This is a genomic window from Geobacillus sp. CCR (assembly GCF_052906625.1).
The window spans coordinates 1-21,023 of sequence record NZ_JBREBQ010000042.1 but is presented as its reverse complement, the minus strand read 5'-3'; the positions used below and the strand labels follow the sequence as shown (position 1 = coordinate 21,023).

Genomic DNA, 21,023 nt, shown 5'->3' with positions numbered 1-21,023 from the left:
GGACTGGATTGTCCCCCGGCAACCATGAAAGCGCCGGAAAGCGAAAGAGCACGCGCACGACAAAAGGCAATCCCCATCTCCGATCGGCGTTATGCGAGGCGGCATGGTCAGCAGCTCGATCCAAGACGCATCCCTTGTCCCGAAAGTTTTGGTCGTTGGCGGCCCGGTGCGGGAAGAAAAAAGCCCTCATCGCCATTGCTCGGCGGATGTTGGTGATCATCTTTTGCATGATCTCCCGCAAAGAGCCGTTCCGCCAACCACAACTTATTTAGTCTAGCCAAAAGGCAGACAGGTTATACGAGATGCCTAAAATCGGGCACCTCTGCTTTCCTATTGCCTTTTTTGGCCATTTTCAGTATACCCTCACGGATCAGGAGCGTATACCGCACTCACCAAGTGGTGGGGATTTTCACGGAAACAGCGTGGGAAGAATCCCACGCTGTTCGCTTTTAAGCAGTCCTTTCGAAGACCGTTGAAAAACGACGGATTTGTTCGATTTGGGAGAAGCCGAAAGGGGTCACGCGACGGTGTTGCAAAGTTTTGAACTGAAGAAACGCTGTGAGGAAGCAACATTTCCTCTTTCATCACGATAATGCAAACAAACAAGGTTGAACATCCGCCTGCTCATATAGCCGTTCCTCATTGAGCACATACACCGTCACCGAACAAGTCACGTTTATGTCAAACCGAAGTCCTTCGCACAAGGCAAGAAACCGGCCAAATGCAAAAAAGGACCGGCCGCCAACCTTCCTCATCAAGAGAAGGTCTGTCGCACCGATCCTTTCGCTAAACGGAAGCATACATCCGATCGAGCTCTTGCGCTTCGTATTTCGCAAACGGGTCGATGAGCGAAATTTTTTGCGCTTCCGCATCGCCGACGCCGGCGTACAGCTCGGCGGTGCCGTCGCCTTTGCGGATGAGCCCGCCGCTGAAGACAACGTTCGCCAAATCCGGCCGTTTCGCCGGCCCGTCTAAAAAGTGGGAGCGAAGCGCAAGCAATTCCAGCTCCGAACGCTCCATCGTCTCGGGGTTCAACACGAACACCATCGGGTAGTAATGGCGGTTGCCTTGCTCGTCAAAGCAAGCGATATGGCCGAGCGCCCCAACAAGCCCGTTTGCAAGCAAATGCGCCTCGTTCACGCCGCCCCATTCTTCATCCGTAAATTGGGCATCAAGAATCAGCGCAGCCTCGATCACGTCCGGCGTCAACTCATCGAGCGAGAAAATGCGGGTGAAACCGATTTTCCCGCGGCCGCCTTTTTCCCCTTGCGGTCGGGTAAACACGCCGATCGAGCCATCTTTCAACTCGACGAGGCGAATGTCTTTCATCCCATCCGGCCCTTCGGCGAACTTTTCTAAGCGGCGAATGTTCGGTCCACGGTAAAAGACCGTCCGCCAGCTATGCTCGCCAACAAACACCGGATGCGGAAACGTCTCCACGCCGCCAAACACAAGCTGACCGTGAATGCGCGACACGAACGGGTCTTGCAAGGCGAACACCGGCGCCCCTTCACGAGGGACCCAAACGCCGTCACGCTCGACGAAAAAGTACACTTCCGACTGCTCGCTGTCGCGCGCCTCGACGCGCCCAGCGATCACCCATTCTCCTTCATCCACAAACGGTGCGGAAATATTATAAACGTCTCGGTCCCCAACACCCGCAAAGCGGAGTTTTTCCGGCTCAAACGGCTGTGGGGCCAGGCGGAATTCATCGACTAATACTTGACATGTCTTCAATGTTGGCGATTGGAATAACATGATCATCCCCCCAGGCGTTGCCAAAAACGCCGTATGCATCGCTTTTGGCCATTTTCCCTGAACAGGTTCGAACAGGAAACGCTCTCCAACTTCCTTTCATGCCAGTCCAATCAATCGGACATGGATGGCTGCGCCACCTCCTAGGCTAGGCAAGGAAGTCAATGAAACTGGTTTGTGTGTTATATTATAATATGATATGAAGGATTGTGAAACACGTTATTCTTTGCCAAAAAAAGAAGGGCCAAGCGTCTGTCAAGGCCCTTTTTTTCTTAATTTTTATTTAATATGAATCAACCATTTGGATAAATGACTCGTCGATATCAACGACCACAAATTCCACATCCTCAACCGGCGCGAGCACCTCGCGAAATAACCTAGCCACTCTCGCTTTGTCAAGCCGGCCGACTCCGGTTCCCAAGGCCGGCAGCGCCACCTTCTTGATCCCGTGCTCCCGACAGTGCGCGACAAGCCGCTCAAGACACGACCGGACGATCTCATACGACGTTGCCCCAGCCGGCTGCTTCATCGTCACAAGATGAATCACACCCCGAAACGGCAACGAGCCTGCCCCTGTCACGTACAAATCGCCCGGCTGTGGATCTTGCGCTTGACAGACGCGGATCGCTTCCTCTTCAATCACGCGCCCGCCTGCCCGACAGATCGCCGCTGCCACCCCGCCGCCCATCGGTCCGATGCCGTTGGCGGCATTGCAAATGTACTCGACCCCTTCAACCTTCGTCAAATCGCCGACCATCGCAGAAATCACCGTTCATCCCTCCTGGCTTCGCCTCTCGGCTATTTTGCGCAAAAAATCACAAAGGACAACGGCATGGTTATGTCGTTCATTTTTTGCTGCATACAACAGCGTCACCACTCCGGAAAGCGACAACAGCTCATCCACAAGCTCCTGCTTCGTTTCCTCTGTTTCCAACTCCCGCTCATATGCCCGCGCAAACTCGGCAAACCGCTCTGGCCGATGGCCAAACCATTGCCGCAGCGCTGGACTCGGGGCAATCTCTTTCATCCAGCGGTCGATGCGCGACTCGGCCTTTGACACCCCGCGCGGCCAAAGGCGGTCGACGAGAATGCGGATGCCGTCATCCTGTCCGATTGGGGTATGACTCCGTTTTAGCCTGTAATAACCCATACCGGTCGCCTCTTTCCTGCCCTATACGTTTACCTCGTCCCACTTGGCTTTTACCACTAATGTCCCACCCGTTCTCCTCAACATTTTTTCCAGCTTCATCAAATAAGTCGATTTCAAAGCAGGCGTTCTCACACGGGTAGTCACGATTCTCCCTTCGAATCGATATCCAGGCAGCCATTTCCCTAACTGTTCGATTGTTCGGGCGATCTGGTGTACAGCTTGCTTAAGGTCAGACCCTTTTAGTTCGATGAAAAATGCCCGATCTCCTTCGATCACTAAAAATAAAAAGTCGCATTTTACCCCCTCTTTAATCAAACAACCGTCTACACGGTACAGGGCCACCCTCTTTTCCCTCTCATTGACAAAACGAACCCCTCTCCCGTTTTCCTCAACAACTGCTAGTTTTCGACGGTCGCAATAGTGTAAACAACTTTCCCAACCTACAACCGCCATGTTTACTCCCCCGCTTCCTCTGCCTCCATGAGTTCATCAAGTACGCGGTTGATCGCAGATGATGCTTCATCGATCGCTTCGGCCTGTATGAACTGTAATTCATTATCAATAATGCTTCGATAATGGAATTTCCCTCCTTCACTCTCTAGCATGTAGGCCTTTAACCGCTCTGGAGAAAGGCGCAGCTTTCGGTCCACAATTGGATGCACACGTTGATCCAGTTTGTTTCCGATTTTGGCAGCGTACAAATAAATATTAAAAGCAGACAAAATGTACGGGCTATGAGTCGTAATCACGAGCGTACTATTCGTCACATTCAGCAACAACGCAAATAAGGCAACCATTTCTTTTTGTGCGTTCGGATATAAGTGTGCCTCGGGTTCTTCAATCACCATAAACACTCGCTGCCGTTCCAGAATGATTGTAAATATCAGCAGCAAAATCCAAACGACTTCCTGTTGTCCAGAAGATGAAAATTTCAGTTTTGTATACTCTCTTTCATTAAAAAAAATCCTTTCCCCATAATCAGAGAACATGTATTTCCCTTTCATCACGCCTTCGATCATCTTGATGGCCAGTCGGATTGCCTCAAAGTCAATTTTTTCTGTCGAGAATTTTTTTCGATCTTCGATGATTTCCTCAAACGAATGCGAAAACATCTTCTTTAGTAGATTAATTCGCTCGATAAACTGTTCTGTCAACACATCGAGTTGCTGCGGGTTAATATCCTGAAGCTGATCCGACAATGTGGCAACTAAACTCCTCCCTGCAGGGATAAAAATGGGTGTTTTGGAATCGCCGAATACCTCAGTGATCGCTGCTTTGACCTTTTCTAACACATTTTGTTGACGCACTTTCCACGAGGAGACATTCCAAAAATCATCCAACTGTTGTTCTTCATATTGCATTTCCTTTTTCATCTGCACAACATGTTTAAAATTTTCCTGAATCTCCCGTTTTAGCGGATCGCTGAAATGGATTTGTACATAACCGTCCTTTAAATCAAGACGGACAAACTTTTCAACATCATACTCATAACGAATATGAAACGGTTTCATATGTTTGGTTGTGCCAAAGTACCCAACAAATTTTCTCCGAAGACGTTTATTGAACTCAAAAAATGGGTTGTTTTCTTCCGTTTGACGTACTGAAAGCAAATAGTTTACCCATTCATCAGGAATCGATTGAAAGAAAAAAATCAATTTGCTGATCGTACTTTTTCCGCTCGCTTGGGGGCCAATCAAAACGGTAACATCCGTGATCTCCTCATCAAACAGCTTCACAGGACCAAAATGTTCAATCCGTATGCGCGCCACATCCTACCCTCCTTTTTTGTCTTCATCTTCTGAAAAATTTGATTAGTTGTTCTTCGATCCCTTCGCCTCTGCCACCACCCGCTCCAAAAACGAAAGCAAGTCATCCCGCAGCTCCTCGTTTTGCAAGGCAAACTCAATCGTCGTTTCGATAAAGCCGAGCTTTTCGCCGACATCGTACCGCTTTCCTTCAAATTCATAGGCAAACACGCGCTGAATTTCATTCAACCGCCCGATCGCATCGGTGAGCTGAATCTCCCCGCCTGCGCCGGCTTCCTGTTTCTCTAAAAACAAGAAAATTTCCGGCGTCAACACGTAGCGGCCGACGATCGCCAAGTTCGACGGCGCTGTGCCCGGAGCTGGTTTTTCCACGAAGCGGCGCACTTGGTAGCGCCGGCCTTGCTGCTCGAGCGGGTCGATGATCCCGTAGCGATGCGTTTCTTCCTCCGGCACGCGCTTGACACCAATCACCGAGCTGAACGTTTGTTCATACTGCTCAATGAGCTGTTTTAAACAAGGCTTTTCCGCCTGGACGATATCATCGCCCAACAACACCGCAAACGGCTCGTCTCCAATGAAATTGCGCGCGCACCAAACCGCATGCCCGAGCCCTTTCGGCTCTTTTTGGCGAATGTAGTGGATGTCCACCTTCGACGGCTCTTTCACTTTCTCAAGCAGATCCAGCTTCCCTTTTTGCTTGAGCATCTGTTCCAGCTCAAACGCGTAGTCAAAATGATCCTCAATCGCCCGCTTCCCTTTCCCGGTGACGATAATAATGTCCTCAATGCCTGAGGCGATGGCTTCTTCGACAATATATTGAATCGTCGGCTTATCAACGATCGGAAGCATCTCCTTCGGCATTGCCTTCGTCGCCGGCAGAAACCGCGTCCCAAGCCCGGCCGCCGGAATGATCGCTTTGCGTACTTTTTTCATCTCCGATGGTTCCTCCTCTATCCGATGATCATCTGTTCTTTCGAGTCATGGCCAGTGTCTTTCATTGCCCAGCCGCAAACCGCTCTGCCGACCTGACCGATGAATCGGCGTTGTTTTTATTATACCAAATCCTGTTGAACGGAAAAGAAACGAAACGACGCAATGAGCGTTGAACGCTCTCCCACCTGCGCTCACGGTATGTTCGCGGCAAACCAAAAAAGAAACGCCCGGCCATCCAGGCGTTTCCGTTCTTACACCGCAACGTGCGGGCAACTTCGCTTTCATACTTTCACAAGCGAATCCAAAATCTCGTCCAGCTTCAGCTCGACGCACGCCATCGACGTATCGGCGGCGCCGTAATACATTTTCACAACATCGCCGTCAACAAGCGCCCCGCATGAGAACACGACGCGGCCGAAAAAGCCGTTCACCTCATAATCCGCTTCCGGCTCAACAAGCGGCCGCTCCGAGCGGGCGATAACTTTTGCCGGGTCGTTCAAATCGAGCAGCACCGCCCCCATGCAATAGCGGTGGTCATCCGACGCCCCATGGTACAACTCGAGCCAGCCGTGCTCCGTTTTGATCGGCACCGCCCCGCCGCCGATGCGGGCGCTGTCCCACTTTCCTTCGCGCAGACCGAACAAAAAGCGGTGATTCCCCCAATGAAGCAGATTCTCCGACTCCGCGATCCACACCTCGGGGCGGCCGTTGCTTCGCGGCACTGGGCGATGGAGAGCGTAATATTTGCCGTTGATCTTCTCCGGAAAAATGAGCACATCTTTATTTTCCGGAGCGAAAATCATGCCGTGGTGCGTCACCGTCCGGAAATCCGTTGTGGACACCATCGCCTCGCCGACTCCTTTTGGTGAGACGGCGCTGAAATAAATGTAATACGTGCCGTCAATGTACGTAATGCGCGGATCTTCAATACCAAATGTCTCGAGCTCATTCGATGGATAGACGAACGGGCGGTCGTCGATCGTAAACCGCCGCCCGTCTTGACTCCGGGCGAGGCGCAAATAGGAGAGCGACGTCAAATACAAAAACCGCTCCGCCCCCGCCTCTTTGATCACCCGAGGATCGGAAAAATCATAGCGCGGATCGTCTTTGCGAAATTCGTAAACATCGACCTTCCCCGTCTCTGGGTTCCATACCGGTGCTTTCACGATGTTCGGGTCATCCGACATCGGCCGCTCCGCCACCCGAAGAAGCAGCAACACTTCCCCTTGAAATTTCGCCACCCCAGCGTTAAACGCCCCGATCACTTCAAACCCGTCGTGGTGCGGCGGCACATCGTTCGGTGTAATCAGCGGGTTTTCTTCGTAGCGGTAAAGGTGCATCGTCACCCCTGCCTTTCGTATTTCGTAAATGGATCAACGATTGTTAGTTTTTGCGCTTCTGCGTCACTTGTTCCAGCGTAAAAATCGGCCGTGCCGTCCCCTTTGCGAATCAGTCCGCCGCTAAACACGACATCCGCCAAATCCGGACGCTTCGCCGGGCCATCGAGGAAATGGGCTCTTGTGGCGATCAACTCCATGTCCGACGCTTCCCCCGTATCTGGATTGAACGCAAACACCATCGGATAATAATGACGGTTCCGCTCCTGATCGAAACAAGCGATATGGCCCAAGACGCCGACGAGCCCATTGCCAAGCAAATGCACTTCGTTGGCGCCTCCCCATTCTTCATCGGCAAATTGGCCGTCAATCAATGGGGCATTCTCAATCGCCTCCACCGTCAACTCATCGAGCGCACCGATGCGGGTGAAGCCGATTTTTCCGCGTCCGCCTTTTTCCCCTTGCGGACGGGTGAAGACCCCAACCGACCCATCCCGCAGCTCGACAAGACGAATGTCTTTCATCCCGTCGGGACCGGTGAAAAAATGCGCCAATTCATTGATCGTTTTTCCGCGGTAAAACACCGTCCGCCAATACAGCTTCCCGTGAAGCACGGGATGCGGAAACGTCTCCACGCCGCCAAACACGAGATGCCCGTGCACCCGCGAAACAAACGGATCCTGCAAGGCAAACACCGGCGCCCCTTCCCGCGGCACCCATGTCCCTTCACGCTCGACGAAAAAGTATACTTCTGATTGCTCGCTGTCTCTTGCCTCCACCCGTCCGGCAATGACCCACTCGCCATCGTCTTCAAACGGCGCGGAAATGTTGTACACATCCCGCCCCCCAACGCCGGCAAACACGAGCTTCTCCACCCGAAGCGGCTGAGGAGCACGCTGAAATTCCTCAAGCAGTGTCTGGCATGTTTTCATCGTCGGCGTCCTTGTCTGCATAACGTCTCTCCCTGCTCCCTCTTCCTATCATGATGTTTTTATTATTTTAATATGAACTGCATGCCTTCTTTAAAATTCTTGCTAAACAAAAGGAACAAAATCAAAATCGGCAGCGTGAGAAGCACTGAGGCGGCGTACATCGGCCCCGGATATCCGCCGTATGGTCCAAACATTTGCGCCAACAACACGTTTAACGTCAACATCTTTTCGTTATTCACAACAAGCATATCCCAAAGCAGTTCCACCCATCGTTCCATAAAAAGGAACAAGAAAATGATCGTCGTAATCGAGCGCGACATCGGCCAGACAATGCGGCGAATGATGGTGAAATGGCCCGCTCCATCCATCTTTGCCGCTTCGATCAATTCATCGGGAATGCTGCGGAAAAAGTTCGTGTACATAAAGATGGCCCACAAGTTGACGGCCTTCGGCAAGATCATCGCCCAATACGTGTTGTACCAGCCGAAATACCGGACGATCAGAAACAGTGGAATAAGCAAAATGATCGACGGATAAAACATTTGAAACAAAATCGCGTTGTTGACCCATTGTCTCCCTTTAAATTTCACTTTCGACAACGCATATCCAACCATCACGGCCGTCACAAGCATGAGCAGCGTTGACGCCGACGTGACGAGCAAACTGTTGAAAAATGCCCGAAGCCACGGACGCGGCACGACATCTTCGCCGCCTTGAAACAGCCATTCATACGAGCGAAGCGTCAATGACGACGGAATGAGCTTTCGGTCGACCTCATTCCATGGGGCAAGAGAGCCTAACACCATATACCAATACGGAAACACCATGACGAACAAAACGGCAAACGCCAAAACATAAAGCAGTCCGACCTTCCATGTTTTACTCCCAGCCATGTTTGCCACCCCATTTTTCCAACACCTTGCGAAAGACGAAAATCGACGCAAAGGTGACGATCGAATTGATAATCGCGACCGCGGTTCCATAACCCGCATTTAATTTTTCAAACGCCTGGTTGTAAATCTCCAGCTGCCACGTATGGGTCGCATACTCTGGCCCACCGCCTGTCAACACATACGGTTCGGTGAAAATGCCAAACATCAAACCGACCGCCAAAATCGTCACGGTATAAAACGAAGGGTACAGCATCGGAATCGTCACGTGCCAAACCCGCTTCCAGCCAATCGCTCCGTCAATTTCCGCCGCTTCATACACTTCTTTCGGGATGCTTTCCAAGCCGGACAAAAACAATAGCGCATAATATCCGACAAACTTCCACGCCATCATGAGCGCAATGACAAGCGGAGCTAAGATGGGCGAGCCGAGCCAGTCAATATCCCAGCCCAACGCGTCCCGCAAAAATTGATTCAACGGGCTGTTGTAGGAAATGACGCCTTTGACGACAATCGACGACGCCACCCCCGACGCCAAATACGGCAGAAAATATCCGACGGCAAACAATCCTTTCCACCGAGGCAGATGGTGAAGAATCAGCGCCAAAAACAGCGAGCCGGCGATGACGATCGGCACAAACATCAACATAAACTTGTACGTCACCCAAAACGCCGCCCGCACGCTCGGACTCGAGAAGGCGTCAAGGAAGTTTTGCATTCCCACCGTCTCATATTCGGGAGAAATTAAATTCCAGTTCGTAAAAGCGAGATATAACGCCCAAAACAGGGGGATCAAAAAGAAAATAGCGGAATAGATAAGGTATGGGCTGGCGAGCAGCCAACCCACTTTTGCCGCATGTTTATTCATGTTATTTTAACACCCCATTGATCGCCTTTTCCATGTCCTCCCACGCTTTTTCTGGGGTTTTCTCGCCTTTGACGACCGGATTCAACGCCTCTTTGCCGATCAGCTCTTGAAGCTCAACCATTTTGGCGTTATCCATAGGCGGTATGGCATTCGGAACGTTTTCCGCATACAGTTTCAGCTGCGGATTTTGTTCAAAATAGGAGACAAACGCCTCGTTCGTCGACAAGTCGTCCCGCGCCGGCGGCAAGTTCGTTTCTTTCAGCCATTCCAAATCGTTTTGCGGATCGGAATACACCCATTTGACGAAATCGAACGCGGCTTGTTGCTGTTCTTTCGTCGCCGAAGCGTAAATGACCAGCCCTTTTGTATCGGCGAACGTTTTCGCCTGCGACGGGTCCATGCCATCAGGCACAGGCGGCATCGACAACACGTATTTCTCGTTAAACTTCATTTCCGGAAACTTCTCAGCCCAATACGGGAACGTCCACGGCCCTAAATCGGACATCAAGGATGTACCGCTTTCAAACGGATCTTTCGTCTCTTTCGTCAACACGAGCTGATTTTTGCTTAAATCAGCGAAGAACTGGAGCGTCTTCACACCCGCGTCACGATCCGCACTCAACTTGTTTCCATCGATGAAATGCGTCCCATTCGACGCCGCATTGTAAATCATGAAGAAGTCAAACCATCTCGCCCACCACGTCGGTTTGACCAAGTCGGCTCTCGCCCATAGAAACTTGTTCGGATATTTTTCTTTCAGCTTTTTGCCGACTTCCATGACTTCGCTGTACGTCTTCGGCGGAGCGTTATACCCCAACTCTTTCAGAATATCGATTCGCCAACCGAACAGCATGGCGTTGGAGTAAATCGGCAGCACATATTGATGCCCATCGGCGAACTTCCATGTTGAAATCGTGCTTTTCATTTGCCGTTTGCCGATTACATCATCAAACCCTTCAAATTGATCCAGCGGCACAATCGCCCGGCTGTCCGCCAGCTGTGCGGCAAACCCGCGGGAGATGTTTTCGGAAATGACCGGCGCATTTCCCGCCGCAATCGCCGACTGAATGCCCGCCTCCGAAGAAGGGCTTTCCGGCATCGGCGATACTTTGATTTTCACGTTTTGATGCTCTTCCATATAGCGATCCGCCATCTTCTTCCAGAATGCCTGCTGCGTCGGATTCGGCGCCGCCCAAAACTCAATTTGCACGGTTGATCCTTCCTTCTTCTGCCCCTGTTCATTCCCGGTCTGTCCTTGACAGCCTGTTCCCGCCACCGCAGCGGCAAGCAACAACGAAGCCAGTTTGAACCACTTGCGCTTTTTCATCGTCCATTCCCCCCTTGTATTGATGAGCAGGTGATTAAAACGCTTACATAAACAACCGCTTCAGACAACCCCTCTCCTTCCCGTGACAAATCATGGAGACGAACAATCTTGTTAGCTAAAAAACAAATTTATGTAACGGTATTTTATAACATTACAATGACATTATTTCATGATTCAACGAAATAGTCAACTTCTTTCTTGCGGAAAAGACAAGAAAAAACCGTGAGTTTAGACGCAATTCATCAACTTGACAATCAGAAATTGTAACGTTACAATACCATTTCGTATATATTTGTTCCGAGGTGTTGAATGTCTTTCGTTTTCATAAGGGATGTACTTGAACTAGAGAAAGCAAGCAAACGCTGCGAAAGCGGAGCCAATCTTCAAGATTTCGATGTATACTTGTAATGATGGAAAACGAAAAATCGCAACGGCCGTCCTTGTCGGCGCCTCAAATCACCGAAAGGCAAAATAGCGAACAAGTGGAGGTAGCGAATGAAAAAACGCGTCACCATGCAAGACATCGCCGATCGACTGAACATTTCCAAAAACTCGGTCTCTCAAGCGCTGCGCGGCAAAGAAGGGGTCAGCGAAGAAACGAGGGAGCTTGTGAAGCGTGTAGCCAAAGAAATGGGGTATGAATATCCCGCCTCCCGCGCGAAGTCGCGCGGCAAACCGCCGAGGCAAATCGCCCTCATCGCCTCCGACCGCACGTTTTCGCTGAAATTTTTTGGCGAAATCTACTTAAGCATTGAACAGGAAGCGCTGTCACACGGCATGAAGCTGCACATCCAATCGGTGAACAAAGAACAAAAAGAACGGCTTCTTTTGCCTTCGTTCATCGAGGAAAAACAAGTCGACGGCGTGATCGTCCTTTCCCACATCAGCACCGAGTACATCCAACAAATCGTCGCCACCGGCATTCCGACCGTCCTGGTCGACCATCACCATCCGAACATTCCAGCCGATGCGGTGCTGACAAACAATCGGTTCGGGGCGTATGTGGCCGTCCAGCATTTGTTGGAGCTCAACCATACTGACATCGCGTTTGTCGGCGACGTCAACTATTCGCCGAGCTATCAAGAGCGGTATGAAGGGTACTTATTGGCGCTGAAAGACTATGGAGTGAAACCGAACGAGGAGTGGATGTTCTGCCAGGCGCAAGAGGACGAAACGGTCATCGCAGGCTACATCCGCGAGCTGAAGCGGCAGCCGACCGCCTGGTTTTGCGTCAATGACGGGCTTGGCTTTTTCGTCAGCACCGGCCTGCAGCAGTACGGGCTAAAAGTGCCCGATGACGTTTCCGTCTGCAGCTTTGACAACGGACAGCTGTCGCAAATCGCGACGCCGAAAATCACGACCGTCGACATCGACCTGAAGCGCTACGGCAAACGAGCGGTGGAATTGTTGCGATGGCGGTGGGACAACCCGAACGAACCTTTTCAGGAAGTGCTATTGTCTACGAAACTGATCAAACGGGAATCCACAGCAGCAAAACCAACGCGCTAGGGCGGGGCTGGCCTTTTGCCCCGCCTGTTTGATTTCCATTCACTTGAAGCCGCTTTGTTTCATTTCCTCAATCTCCGTCACAGGCAATCCGGTCAGTTCGTGAATCGTCTGCGCATCAAACCCTTTCATCAACATCCGTTTCGCAATGTGCCGTTTTTCTTGTTCCGCTCCCTCTTTGCGCCCTTCCTCCCGTCCTTCCTTTCGGCCTTGAATTTTTCCCTTTTGCTCGTACGAAATGATCAATTCCAGCACGCGTTCTTTTTCTTTCGTCTCCATTTGTTCCACCTCGCTTCGAAGCTGTTGTTCTTCTTCATCGGACAGCTTCACATACGTTTCAAAAAAGCCCATCAACAAACGCTGTCTTGCCTCGTCTAGCTCAAGACGCACCAACATGCGCAAAAATTGCTTTTTCAGTTCCACTCGTTCACTTTCAGTATACCCCATTTTGCTAAGCAGCGCAGCCGCCACCGGGTTGTCGGTGCGGATGAATTGGCGCCAGTTTTGCTTGCGCAACTCCACATGGAAAAAGCGAAAGTCAAGCACATCGCCAAACGGAAAGGAGAGCGTGAACGAAGAGGGTTCATCTCGGATGGCATCATAGCTGAAGACGGCAATCGGAATGATCGGAGTGCGGTATTTTTCAAACAAGCGGCTGAAGTAAAGAAACATTCTTTCTGGAAATGACGATTGAACGTACGCTTGGTTTTCTACGTGAACAATGATCAATCCGTCTTTTCCTTTGAACTTCGTCTCGACGAGCAGGTCAACGCGGTACTTCTCCCCAGCCGTTACGTCCGTAAACAGCTCTTCGGACAAAAACGACAAATGGTTGAAATCAATATGCTCGTGCATATCCGGAAAGAAGAGAAGCACAAATTCCTCAAAAAACGTCTGCAACAACTCCTTGAACAACCGGTCGTGATCGATCGCCATACATTCACCTCACACGAATACGTTTCGTATTCTCTTTTTCGACATCATCAAGCAAAATCCTGCCGATGGCACAAAAATGGCTGTCCCTTTTCGAGAAGAGACAGCCAAGACGCCGACCGCAATGTGAAGCCCCCTCCATTCCTGGATATGAATGTTTCGCCACTTGCACGCAAGGCCTAGAAGTGGGGGATTCCAAGGCTACTACATCCCCGCCTTCCTTCCGCCCTCCACCGCCTTCGCCCGGCGGAAACGGGCGATCACGTCATCCATCCCCCCGCTGCCGAACATCACGCCCGCGACGATGAAGAGAAAACCAGCCAGCTGCATCCATGAAATCGGCTCACCAAGCAACCAGTGCGCCCCAAGCAACGAAAAGAGCGGATTGAGGTTGATGAACACCGCCGACTCAGCGGGACCAAGATGTTGAACAGCCTGGTTATAAAACATATGGCCAAGCGCCGTCGCCACGACAGCCGAAGCAAGGAAAATGAGCCAAAGCGGCAACGTACCCTCTTTCAAACTCGATAGGCCGCTCGGCTCGAGCACGAGGCTTAAGACAAACAGCCAAAGCGACCCGAAGACGAGCATCCACCCTGTCATCACCCGCGCCTCGACCGTCGCCTTTTTGATCATAATGAAGCTGATCCCTTGCGCCAAGACGGCCAAAAAGATGTACACATCCCCGATTGACAAATGGCCGAGGCCGCCATCGCCGTTCGCGACGACAAACACGACGCCAAAAAACCCGAGCGCGATGCCAAGCAAACGAAACAACGTCGGCCGCTGTCCCAAAAACACGATCGCCAACAGCGCCGTCACAAGCGGCACCATCCCTAAAACAAGGCCTGCGTTCACCGCCGTCGTCCTCGCGAGCCCCAAAGCTAAAAAGAAGTGATGGGCCACCACGCTGAACAATGCAGCCAAACCAATCTGTTTCGCCTCATTCCAACTGACTTTTTGAAGCTTGCCGATCCCCCATAAAAACAAAAGCACGACCAACCCGGCCGTTAGAATGCGAAGCGCCGTCAACGCGACGGGCGAAAAATGCTCCACAAGAATTTTCAACGCCGTCACGTTCAAGCCCCAAGCAACCATAATGGCGACCAACAGCGCATAAATAAATGATTTCCGCATCGCTCTCTACCTCTCCTGCATCTCTGTTTTCAGCGGAACGGCAAAGGAAAAACGGAGCCCTAAACGCTCCGCCTTTTCACCCGCCTCCAAATAGGACAAACCACCGTTTCTCACGCTAGTGCATCATTTCCAACAACTTCTGCCATCCATTTTACTACACTCTGATGAATTTTTTGACTAAAAAATGCGGCCGTATGTCTATCCTGTGACACATGCCACGGCGCTTCCGCCCTTTCCCTGCCCATATCCGCCGCCCATCGTGCATATGGTATAACAGAGAGGAGAGGAGACCCCATGTTCCCACGCTACCGCCAAAAGACGATCCGAGCCAGGACTGGGGTGGCGGTTCTCACTGCCGTCGCCGTGTTGGTGGCGATCTTGTCTCTGTTTCTTTCGAACGAACGGAACGAGGCAAAGGAAATCGTTGACACGTTTTACCGCTACGAGCAGGCAGGGGATTTTGGCAGCTCTTGGGAGCTGTTTCACCCGCTTATGAAAAAGAAATTCCCAAAAGACGTCTACATCCAGCGCCGCGCCCACGTCTTTATGCAAGACTTCGGCGTCGAGACGTTCGACTACCGCATCGATGAGGTGGAAAAACTGTCGTCATGGTCGATGTCTGATGAGAACAAACCGCTTCACGACGTGTATCGCGTCCGCGTCATTCAGACGTTCCATAGCGCTTTTGGCGTGTTCGAAATCCATCAAGACGTCTTCGTCGCCAAAGAAAAAGGGGAAAAGAACATTTTGTTCCCTTACCGCCCGTAACCCCCAACATCGATGCGGCCCCGATATCGACCGGGCGCCGCTTTCACCGCTCCTTCCATTCCTCGATGATCTCAAGCGTCCGATTAATGCCGACATTGTATATCAACAGCTTAAGCAAGTTTTCCCGCTCCTCTTTCGTAAAAAAGAGATCGCCGTCAATGATCTCAAGCGGGACAGGGGAGAGCTCGGCATACAGCTCATAATCAACCTTCTGTCCTTCCGGTTTTAGGACAAACGTTCTCATTCGCGCCATCCTCCTTTTTCACCTACACGTTTTGACAAGAAACACCCGTTAGGCAACGCTCCCTGTCAAGTATAGACTAACGCACAGCGCGTTCATACGGCATTGGCGGCCGCATGCCATGCGCATGAGACTCTCTTCCCATTTGAGCAACCTTATTCGAATCTTCTCATACACTAATGTATCATCAATCGTAGCTATTTTCTCCATCCAGCGAAAAAAAGGAGCGAAATGCCATGTACAAACATATCGTCAAACGCGGGGAAACGATCGCCTCCATCGCCCGCGACTACCGCACATCTGTTGAGGCGCTCCTTCGCGCCAATGGTTTGACCGCCGCGTCCGTCATCTTTCCCGGGCAGGAGATCGTCATCCCCCACCTTCCGCCGAAAGGATCGATTCCCTACACGATCCACATCTCGATCAGCCGCCGCCAGCTGACGTTAAAACACCGGGGACGAACGATCCGCACGTATCCGATCGGCGTCGGCAAAATGGTCACCGCCACGCCTGTCGGCGATTTTGTCATCGTCAACCGCCAGCCGAACCCGGGCGGTCCGTTCGGCGCCATGTGGCTCAGCTTATCCAAAGTCCATTACGGCATCCACGGCACGAACGACCCGTCCTCGATCGGCAAATACGTATCCAAAGGCTGCATCCGCATGCACAACAAAGACGTGCTCGAACTCGCCTCCATCGTTCCGAACGGAACGGAAGTGTTTATCCGGCCGTGAGGGCAAAACAGCGTCATTCATCCGTCTGTTCTGAGTCACAACCCGTTTTATTTTTCAAGAAGATGTCATTCACTCCCACCGAACGAACACCGTGTTTCCGCTCACGATGGCAGCTGACAATCGATCGGGCAAGTAGTATAATTAGGTCAAAAGCGAATGGAGTGAAGACGATGCCAGGCGGGATCTCGCATCACGCCAAAGACATTTTGTTCAAGTCGCTGAGCGCATTGTACCAAAACCAAGCCCTCGATGTATACGGACTTCACGGACTCCCACGGATCAAAGCACTGCTTCCAAACGAATTTCCGTCTGTACGGGCGGATGAACGGCGCGCCGACACCGTGTTTCTTCTCGAAGACGATTCCATTTTGCTTCTGGAGTACGAAAGCAATGAACGATTTCTCGACAACCATTTAAAGTATCTTGATTATGCCTGCCGCATCCTTCACACATACTATCAACAGGAAAAACGAATACGCCCGATTCGCATCGTTGTGATCTACACAAGCGATGTCACGAGCGCCCGCGAACAGCTTGACGCCGGCGATGTGTTTCTTTCATCCAAAGCGGTGTTGCTTGGCGAATTCAACGGCGATGCGATTTTCCATGCCATTGAAGAAAAAGTCCACAACGGCGAACCGCTCACTCCGGAAGAAACGATGAAACTCATCCTCGTGCCGCTCATGCACACCCGCTTCGACCGGCAAACGATGATCGAAAAAACGATCGAGCTGGCGAAAGCGATCGGCGACGAACCGAAACAGCTGCACATCATCGCTGGCGTTCTGACCGCCACAGACAAATTCATCGACCGGTCATACGCCGAAAAAGTAAAGGAGTGGATCAAAATGAACAAAGTGTTTCGCCTGTTAGTCGAAGAACTTGAACAAGAAAGAGAAGAAATGTTGAAGAAAGTGATGCAGGAAAAAGAACAAGCAGTGCAAAGAGCGATACAAGAAAAAGAACAAGCAGTGCAAAGAGCGATACAAGAAAAAGAACAAGCAGTGCAAAGAGTCATGCAAGAAAAGGAGCAGGCGATCAAGCAAACGGAAAAACGGAAGGCCATCGAAATCGCCAAAAATTTGCTTGATGTTCTTCCCATTCACGAGATCGCCAAACGAACCGGACTGACCGTCGCCGAAGTCGCCGACCTAGCGAAGGAAATGGACAAATAGGCAGCACAAAAGAGCCGCAACCGCGCGGCTCTTATCACTGGTCTTTTCCCTATGGCTCTTGGCGTGTGGAACAAGCAACAGTCGGACTTTTCCCTTGGCCTTTGGCCGCCAAAGCGAGCGCACTTCCCAGTGTGTCAATCCCTCTACTCGCCGCTTGCCAATCGCTGACGGGCTTCATCCGTTAACAACAAATACGGACGGCGTTTCCCCTCCTCCTGGCGCACCACTTTCTCCGTCCACGGGTGAAGCAAAAACAGCCCTAACTTTAGACGGAATTCCGGGTCCACCATTTTTTTCCGCACGCCATCTTCATGGGCGATGAGCTTCTCAATCACATTGACCATCGCCTTCTTGCTTAGAAACACATCCTTCTCCTTCGAACTCAATCGCACAATAACCCCCTCATCGGAAAACGAAACAACGCGAAACGCTTCCTTCCCTTTGAACGTCGATACCATTTTTCCTTCGTACAGCTTATCCAGCAACGACTTCCACATTTCCTCCGCAAACAGCCGTTGGTTCATGCCCTCTCCCCAACGATAACAAGTGCCTTTTTCCGTCCCCCTACCCCTGCACAGCTTCCGATCCAAACGAACTTCGCATATCGGCCAGTTGCACCGCCAGTTTTTCCAATTCATAAATATTCTATTTCCATTTGTCTGCTGTCCAGCAGCCAATGTATCTGTTCCTGTTTTTCCACCAAGTTTTCCCCCTTTGATCTCCCTGCGAATACGTCGTTCCAAGGCATTTGTTCCTTTTCCTTGAAACTTGAAATATAAACCAAAACCTCTCCCCTACAACATCCTCCCGTCCCGCTCACTCCACTTTCTTACCCATCACCCGCTCGATCATCGCAAGCAGAGCCAGCCTTCTTTTTTCAAAAAACTGGTCAAAATCATCCGCTCTTATCGATGCCACATCAATGACATGCGTTTGCAGGATGTCATCCAACACCGCTGCCGAAACGCCTTTCCTCTCCTCTAGTTTCTTCAAATATACACTTGGAGCATCACGGCCAATCATCCGATTCGTTTTATAGGACAATGGGGTTTTATTCATAATGCAATCGTACTTCGCTTTCTCAATCCCCCGTTTTTCGCAATAGTCACGAGGGAAAATATGGTGAATATCAATCGATTCGCCGTAATACGTCTGAATATCGATCGGCACCCCAGATAAGAAATCCCGCGCCCCTTCCCTCATGAGCAATGCGTGCAACCCTTTATAAGCGGCGCTGTTTCGCGTGCGCAGCGTGAAGAGGCGATCAGCGGCGAAATGGGCATCCCGCACCGTCGTCGGCTCCGCACCGCCGCGAATCCATTCGACGACTTCCACCACGTCACGGGCAATCCGCGTCTCCGTCGCTCCTCCATACAATTCACCCAATACACCGCACCAATACCAACGGGCGATTCGGTCACGGACACAAACATTGTGCGCCTCTTTTCCCAGCTCGACAAAAATGGCCGCCAGCGGGATCAACTGGGTGCCGTACGGCAAGTCGCGCGCGGAAAACACATGTTGCTCATGCAAAAATTGAGCCGCCTGAATAAACCCTTCCGTCACCCGATCCGCCCATCTTTGGTAATCCGCCAACGTCAACTGCAAGATGTCGCGCCGCTTGCAGCTGACCGCCACGCCGTCCCCCGCTTTTCGTCGATTGTACGTGGCCAACAACGCAACTGCCTGCAGGAAGTCGGTGCTGCTGATATCGGCCAACACTTTGTTGTAAATTTCTCCAGATCTCTTTAATTTTGCTTCCTTCTCTTCCCAATCATCCCTCAGCTTGAAATCTTCCGCCGCAAATGTGGCGGTAAGAAGCTCGAAGACGGTCAGAGAGACGCCCCCCGTGTTTACATTCTCAAAAACTTGGCAAACCGCCTCTTTCGGAGTCGGCTTCCGAAGCATAATAACAGGCACTTGATATTGCTGAAAACGGGGAAATACGTCCGTCATCAACTTTTGCCACTTCAATGACCGTTCCGCAATTTTCGTTGAATCCGAAAAATAGCGCGTCTGCCACGCCAACAACCCCGCAGGATCGAAAAGCAAATTCACCGGAAGCATTCCCGCTTCGCATTCTTTCTCCAAGTCAGAACAATCAAGAACAACCCTCCCTCCCGGTCCGCGAATGATCCGGTCTTCCGGAACACTGACGATCGTCTCTTCTCGGTCGACGTTCGGATCTAACATTTTGTCAATGTCAATATAGTAGAACCGTTTGATTGCCTTGTCTCTCTTGTCTCTTGTCGCTACAGGCGCTTTCAATTTCAATGATTGAAACAACGCCGTCAGCCGCTGTTGACCGTCAAGAATCAGCCGTTCCGGTTCCACTTGGTTCACGTTATCGACCCCTTCGATCGGCCTTGAGGCAAAACGGACATTCGGATTTCCCGTCTGGAGCATCATCACCGCACCGATCGGATAAGAGAGAGAAACACTGATCAACAAATTCCGAATCCGCTCGTCATCCCAAACCCAGCCTCTCTGAAAATCAGGAAGCTGTGTTCGACATTCCTGAATGCTTTCAAGCAAATCAAGCAAACTTTCGACCGTACTGTCAAACGTGGTAATCGTGCTCATATCCTTCCCCCTCGTTTCATGAAAAACCCTACACTTCCATACGATTCAATCGACCAATATGCCATCATCCAATGCATATTCCTGTTGCTTTCCAAAAAACACTTTATTCTTTCGACAATGGCATTCTTGTTCCTCCTGCCGCGCAGCGTTTGGCAGAAACATCCCCCAGCCAACGAAAATCTGTGGTTGAATATAAAAACAAAATATTGTATATTTATAAATATACAATGACGATTGATCGCGAGGGATCCAAATGCAAATCGACCATGCCGTCACGAGCGATGTCAAAGACATGCACGCGCTCATCCAACACTATGCGGAAAAAGGATTGGTGTTGCCCCGCTCGCTGCTGTCCATCTACCAGCACTTGCAATGCATGTATGTCGCCAGGGAAAACGGTCAAATCGTCGGCACCGCTGGGCTGCATATCCTAGGGCACGATCTCGGGGAAGTGCGTTCGCTCGTCGTATCTCCTGAGCATATGGGGAAAGGAATCGGCCGCCTGCTCGTTGAACATATTGCGAACGAAGCGGCCAGACTCGGGGTGAAGCGGTTAATCTCCTTCACGTACCAAGTGGAGTTTTTTCGAAAATGCGGGTTTGAGATCGTAGATAAATCAACACTGCCGGAAAAAGTGTGGATTGACTGTGTCAATTGCCCGAAACTCGACTGTTGCGATGAAACAGCCATGATCAAATACATTTGACCCTCCTCCCACCCGCATGGCGGGAAAGGAGGGAGAGCCCTTGGAAAAACCTTTTTTCCTCCGCTGTTTCGCTCTCTATACCCTTAACTAAAAACGAGTATGTTCGAAACTGGAAGGCTGGTGATTTCGTGAAAAATCGCGGAAAACGGAAGGAATGTAAATTATCATTTTATTTCAGCACAAAACGCCCATTTTTTTGCACATTCTTTCAGAAAGCCCTCTCCCCTTTTCTGAAGGAATGTGCTAAATTTTTTGTGAATTGTTTCGGACAAAGATTTCCAT

22 protein-coding genes are annotated in these 21,023 nt (G+C 50.9%); 6 read left to right on the top strand and 16 right to left on the bottom strand.

Going from position 1 to position 21,023, the window contains the following annotated elements; genetic code table 11:
• Nucleotides 1-272, top strand: a 272-nt coding sequence (locus tag ACVBDQ_RS15670) for a transposase (RefSeq protein WP_446663305.1), incomplete at its 5' end; no start/stop codon positions are given.
• 514 nt (nucleotides 273-786) lie between these two features.
• Here the strand turns inward: ACVBDQ_RS15670 and ACVBDQ_RS15665 are convergent.
• The 11 genes from ACVBDQ_RS15665 to ACVBDQ_RS15615 form a co-directional block, all read right to left on the bottom strand.
• The gene (locus ACVBDQ_RS15665; protein ID WP_446663304.1) at nucleotides 787-1,758 is read right to left on the bottom strand and encodes an MTP-1 family protein; all 972 of its coding nucleotides are present in this window, start codon (nucleotides 1,756-1,758) and stop codon (nucleotides 787-789) included.
• A 280-nt stretch (nucleotides 1,759-2,038) separates the two neighbouring features.
• Nucleotides 2,039-2,524 (bottom strand): macro domain-containing protein, encoded by a 486-nt coding sequence (locus tag ACVBDQ_RS15660; protein ID WP_025038980.1) that lies wholly within the window; start codon nucleotides 2,522-2,524, stop codon nucleotides 2,039-2,041.
• 3 nt (nucleotides 2,525-2,527) lie between these two features.
• Complete coding sequence (locus ACVBDQ_RS15655; protein ID WP_060788680.1) at nucleotides 2,528-2,905, bottom strand: DUF488 domain-containing protein; 378 nt, start codon at nucleotides 2,903-2,905, stop codon at nucleotides 2,528-2,530.
• A gap of 21 nt (nucleotides 2,906-2,926) precedes the next feature.
• On the bottom strand, nucleotides 2,927-3,358 hold the full coding sequence (locus ACVBDQ_RS15650; RefSeq protein ID WP_011232737.1) for a hypothetical protein: 432 nt from the start codon (nucleotides 3,356-3,358) through the stop codon (nucleotides 2,927-2,929).
• A 2-nt stretch (nucleotides 3,359-3,360) separates the two neighbouring features.
• Nucleotides 3,361-4,674 carry an AAA family ATPase gene (locus ACVBDQ_RS15645; RefSeq protein ID WP_011232738.1) on the bottom strand — a complete coding sequence of 438 codons (1,314 nt, stop codon included), beginning with the start codon at nucleotides 4,672-4,674 and terminating at the stop codon, nucleotides 3,361-3,363.
• A 42-nt stretch (nucleotides 4,675-4,716) separates the two neighbouring features.
• A complete protein-coding gene (galU, locus tag ACVBDQ_RS15640; protein WP_011232739.1) occupies nucleotides 4,717-5,604 on the bottom strand; it encodes a UTP--glucose-1-phosphate uridylyltransferase GalU in 888 nt (295 codons plus the stop codon).
• Nucleotides 5,605-5,885: 281 nt separating this feature from the next.
• Nucleotides 5,886-6,944 (bottom strand): BtaManbiosPhlase, encoded by a 1,059-nt coding sequence (locus ACVBDQ_RS15635; protein ID WP_011232740.1) that lies wholly within the window; start codon nucleotides 6,942-6,944, stop codon nucleotides 5,886-5,888.
• 2 nt (nucleotides 6,945-6,946) lie between these two features.
• Nucleotides 6,947-7,894 carry an MTP-1 family protein gene (locus ACVBDQ_RS15630; RefSeq protein ID WP_013146551.1) on the bottom strand — a complete coding sequence of 316 codons (948 nt, stop codon included), beginning with the start codon at nucleotides 7,892-7,894 and terminating at the stop codon, nucleotides 6,947-6,949.
• Nucleotides 7,895-7,935: 41 nt separating this feature from the next.
• Entirely contained in the window at nucleotides 7,936-8,766 is an 831-nt protein-coding gene (locus ACVBDQ_RS15625; RefSeq protein WP_011232742.1) for a carbohydrate ABC transporter permease, read from the bottom strand.
• Nucleotides 8,753-9,631 (bottom strand): carbohydrate ABC transporter permease, encoded by an 879-nt coding sequence (locus tag ACVBDQ_RS15620; protein ID WP_011232743.1) that lies wholly within the window; start codon nucleotides 9,629-9,631, stop codon nucleotides 8,753-8,755. The genes ACVBDQ_RS15625 and ACVBDQ_RS15620 overlap by 14 nt, the downstream gene beginning before the upstream one ends.
• 1 nt (nucleotide 9,632) lies before the next feature.
• Nucleotides 9,633-10,958, bottom strand: coding sequence for an extracellular solute-binding protein (locus ACVBDQ_RS15615; protein ID WP_014195126.1), 1,326 nt, complete (start codon nucleotides 10,956-10,958; stop codon nucleotides 9,633-9,635).
• Between the two features lie 495 nt (nucleotides 10,959-11,453).
• Here ACVBDQ_RS15615 and ACVBDQ_RS15610 point away from each other — a divergent pair, with 495 nt between their 5' ends.
• Nucleotides 11,454-12,467, top strand: a complete 1,014-nt coding sequence (locus tag ACVBDQ_RS15610) for a substrate-binding domain-containing protein (RefSeq protein WP_025039389.1) — start codon at nucleotides 11,454-11,456, stop codon at nucleotides 12,465-12,467.
• Between the two features lie 39 nt (nucleotides 12,468-12,506).
• Here the strand turns inward: ACVBDQ_RS15610 and ACVBDQ_RS15605 are convergent, their stop codons facing one another.
• The gene (locus ACVBDQ_RS15605; protein WP_013524772.1) at nucleotides 12,507-13,400 is read right to left on the bottom strand and encodes an Rpn family recombination-promoting nuclease/putative transposase; all 894 of its coding nucleotides are present in this window, start codon (nucleotides 13,398-13,400) and stop codon (nucleotides 12,507-12,509) included.
• Nucleotides 13,401-13,601: 201 nt separating this feature from the next.
• Entirely contained in the window at nucleotides 13,602-14,534 is a 933-nt protein-coding gene (locus ACVBDQ_RS15600; RefSeq protein ID WP_011232747.1) for a DMT family transporter, read from the bottom strand.
• 294 nt (nucleotides 14,535-14,828) lie between these two features.
• Between ACVBDQ_RS15600 and ACVBDQ_RS15595 the strand changes: the two genes are divergently transcribed.
• Complete coding sequence (locus tag ACVBDQ_RS15595) at nucleotides 14,829-15,302, top strand: hypothetical protein (protein ID WP_011232748.1); 474 nt, start codon at nucleotides 14,829-14,831, stop codon at nucleotides 15,300-15,302.
• Between the two features lie 43 nt (nucleotides 15,303-15,345).
• Here the strand turns inward: ACVBDQ_RS15595 and ACVBDQ_RS15590 are convergent, their stop codons facing one another.
• Nucleotides 15,346-15,546 (bottom strand): hypothetical protein, encoded by a 201-nt coding sequence (locus ACVBDQ_RS15590; protein WP_011232749.1) that lies wholly within the window; start codon nucleotides 15,544-15,546, stop codon nucleotides 15,346-15,348.
• Between the two features lie 233 nt (nucleotides 15,547-15,779).
• Between ACVBDQ_RS15590 and ACVBDQ_RS15585 the strand changes: the two genes are divergently transcribed.
• Nucleotides 15,780-16,277 carry a L,D-transpeptidase family protein gene (locus ACVBDQ_RS15585; RefSeq protein ID WP_062899018.1) on the top strand — a complete coding sequence of 166 codons (498 nt, stop codon included), beginning with the start codon at nucleotides 15,780-15,782 and terminating at the stop codon, nucleotides 16,275-16,277.
• A gap of 170 nt (nucleotides 16,278-16,447) precedes the next feature.
• Nucleotides 16,448-17,452 (top strand): transcriptional regulator, encoded by a 1,005-nt coding sequence (locus ACVBDQ_RS15580; RefSeq protein WP_446663303.1) that lies wholly within the window; start codon nucleotides 16,448-16,450, stop codon nucleotides 17,450-17,452.
• A 143-nt stretch (nucleotides 17,453-17,595) separates the two neighbouring features.
• On the opposite strand, the gene ACVBDQ_RS15575 is transcribed toward ACVBDQ_RS15580, so the two are convergent.
• A complete protein-coding gene (locus tag ACVBDQ_RS15575; protein WP_225995682.1) occupies nucleotides 17,596-17,976 on the bottom strand; it encodes a hypothetical protein in 381 nt (126 codons plus the stop codon).
• A gap of 292 nt (nucleotides 17,977-18,268) precedes the next feature.
• Nucleotides 18,269-20,035, bottom strand: a complete 1,767-nt coding sequence (locus ACVBDQ_RS15570; protein WP_023634265.1) for a GmrSD restriction endonuclease domain-containing protein — start codon at nucleotides 20,033-20,035, stop codon at nucleotides 18,269-18,271.
• A gap of 253 nt (nucleotides 20,036-20,288) precedes the next feature.
• Between ACVBDQ_RS15570 and ACVBDQ_RS15565 the strand changes: the two genes are divergently transcribed.
• Entirely contained in the window at nucleotides 20,289-20,741 is a 453-nt protein-coding gene (locus ACVBDQ_RS15565; RefSeq protein ID WP_023634264.1) for an N-acetyltransferase, read from the top strand.
• Nucleotides 20,742-21,023 lie beyond the last annotated feature (282 nt).

What these genes read in the sequence shown, in the direction of transcription:
- ACVBDQ_RS15585 (WP_062899018.1), top strand. Translation starts at nt 15,780, where the DNA reads ATGTACAAACATATCGTCAAACGCGGGGAAACGATCGCCTCCATCGCC.
- ACVBDQ_RS15630 (WP_013146551.1), bottom strand. Translation starts at nt 7,894, where the DNA reads ATGCAGACAAGGACGCCGACGATGAAAACATGCCAGACACTGCTTGAG.
- ACVBDQ_RS15655 (WP_060788680.1), bottom strand. Translation starts at nt 2,905, where the DNA reads ATGGGTTATTACAGGCTAAAACGGAGTCATACCCCAATCGGACAGGAT.
- ACVBDQ_RS15570 (WP_023634265.1), bottom strand. Translation starts at nt 20,035, where the DNA reads ATGAGCACGATTACCACGTTTGACAGTACGGTCGAAAGTTTGCTTGAT.
- ACVBDQ_RS15605 (WP_013524772.1), bottom strand. Translation starts at nt 13,400, where the DNA reads ATGGCGATCGATCACGACCGGTTGTTCAAGGAGTTGTTGCAGACGTTT.
- ACVBDQ_RS15595 (WP_011232748.1), top strand. Translation starts at nt 14,829, where the DNA reads ATGTTCCCACGCTACCGCCAAAAGACGATCCGAGCCAGGACTGGGGTG.
- galU (WP_011232739.1), bottom strand. Translation starts at nt 5,604, where the DNA reads ATGAAAAAAGTACGCAAAGCGATCATTCCGGCGGCCGGGCTTGGGACG.
- ACVBDQ_RS15610 (WP_025039389.1), top strand. Translation starts at nt 11,454, where the DNA reads ATGAAAAAACGCGTCACCATGCAAGACATCGCCGATCGACTGAACATT.
- ACVBDQ_RS15620 (WP_011232743.1), bottom strand. Translation starts at nt 9,631, where the DNA reads ATGAATAAACATGCGGCAAAAGTGGGTTGGCTGCTCGCCAGCCCATAC.
- ACVBDQ_RS15565 (WP_023634264.1), top strand. Translation starts at nt 20,289, where the DNA reads ATGCAAATCGACCATGCCGTCACGAGCGATGTCAAAGACATGCACGCG.
- ACVBDQ_RS15600 (WP_011232747.1), bottom strand. Translation starts at nt 14,534, where the DNA reads ATGCGGAAATCATTTATTTATGCGCTGTTGGTCGCCATTATGGTTGCT.
- ACVBDQ_RS15615 (WP_014195126.1), bottom strand. Translation starts at nt 10,958, where the DNA reads ATGAAAAAGCGCAAGTGGTTCAAACTGGCTTCGTTGTTGCTTGCCGCT.
- ACVBDQ_RS15650 (WP_011232737.1), bottom strand. Translation starts at nt 3,358, where the DNA reads ATGGCGGTTGTAGGTTGGGAAAGTTGTTTACACTATTGCGACCGTCGA.
- ACVBDQ_RS15635 (WP_011232740.1), bottom strand. Translation starts at nt 6,944, where the DNA reads ATGCACCTTTACCGCTACGAAGAAAACCCGCTGATTACACCGAACGAT.
- ACVBDQ_RS15575 (WP_225995682.1), bottom strand. Translation starts at nt 17,976, where the DNA reads ATGAACCAACGGCTGTTTGCGGAGGAAATGTGGAAGTCGTTGCTGGAT.
- ACVBDQ_RS15580 (WP_446663303.1), top strand. Translation starts at nt 16,448, where the DNA reads ATGCCAGGCGGGATCTCGCATCACGCCAAAGACATTTTGTTCAAGTCG.
- ACVBDQ_RS15625 (WP_011232742.1), bottom strand. Translation starts at nt 8,766, where the DNA reads ATGGCTGGGAGTAAAACATGGAAGGTCGGACTGCTTTATGTTTTGGCG.
- ACVBDQ_RS15665 (WP_446663304.1), bottom strand. Translation starts at nt 1,758, where the DNA reads ATGTTATTCCAATCGCCAACATTGAAGACATGTCAAGTATTAGTCGAT.
- ACVBDQ_RS15590 (WP_011232749.1), bottom strand. Translation starts at nt 15,546, where the DNA reads ATGAGAACGTTTGTCCTAAAACCGGAAGGACAGAAGGTTGATTATGAG.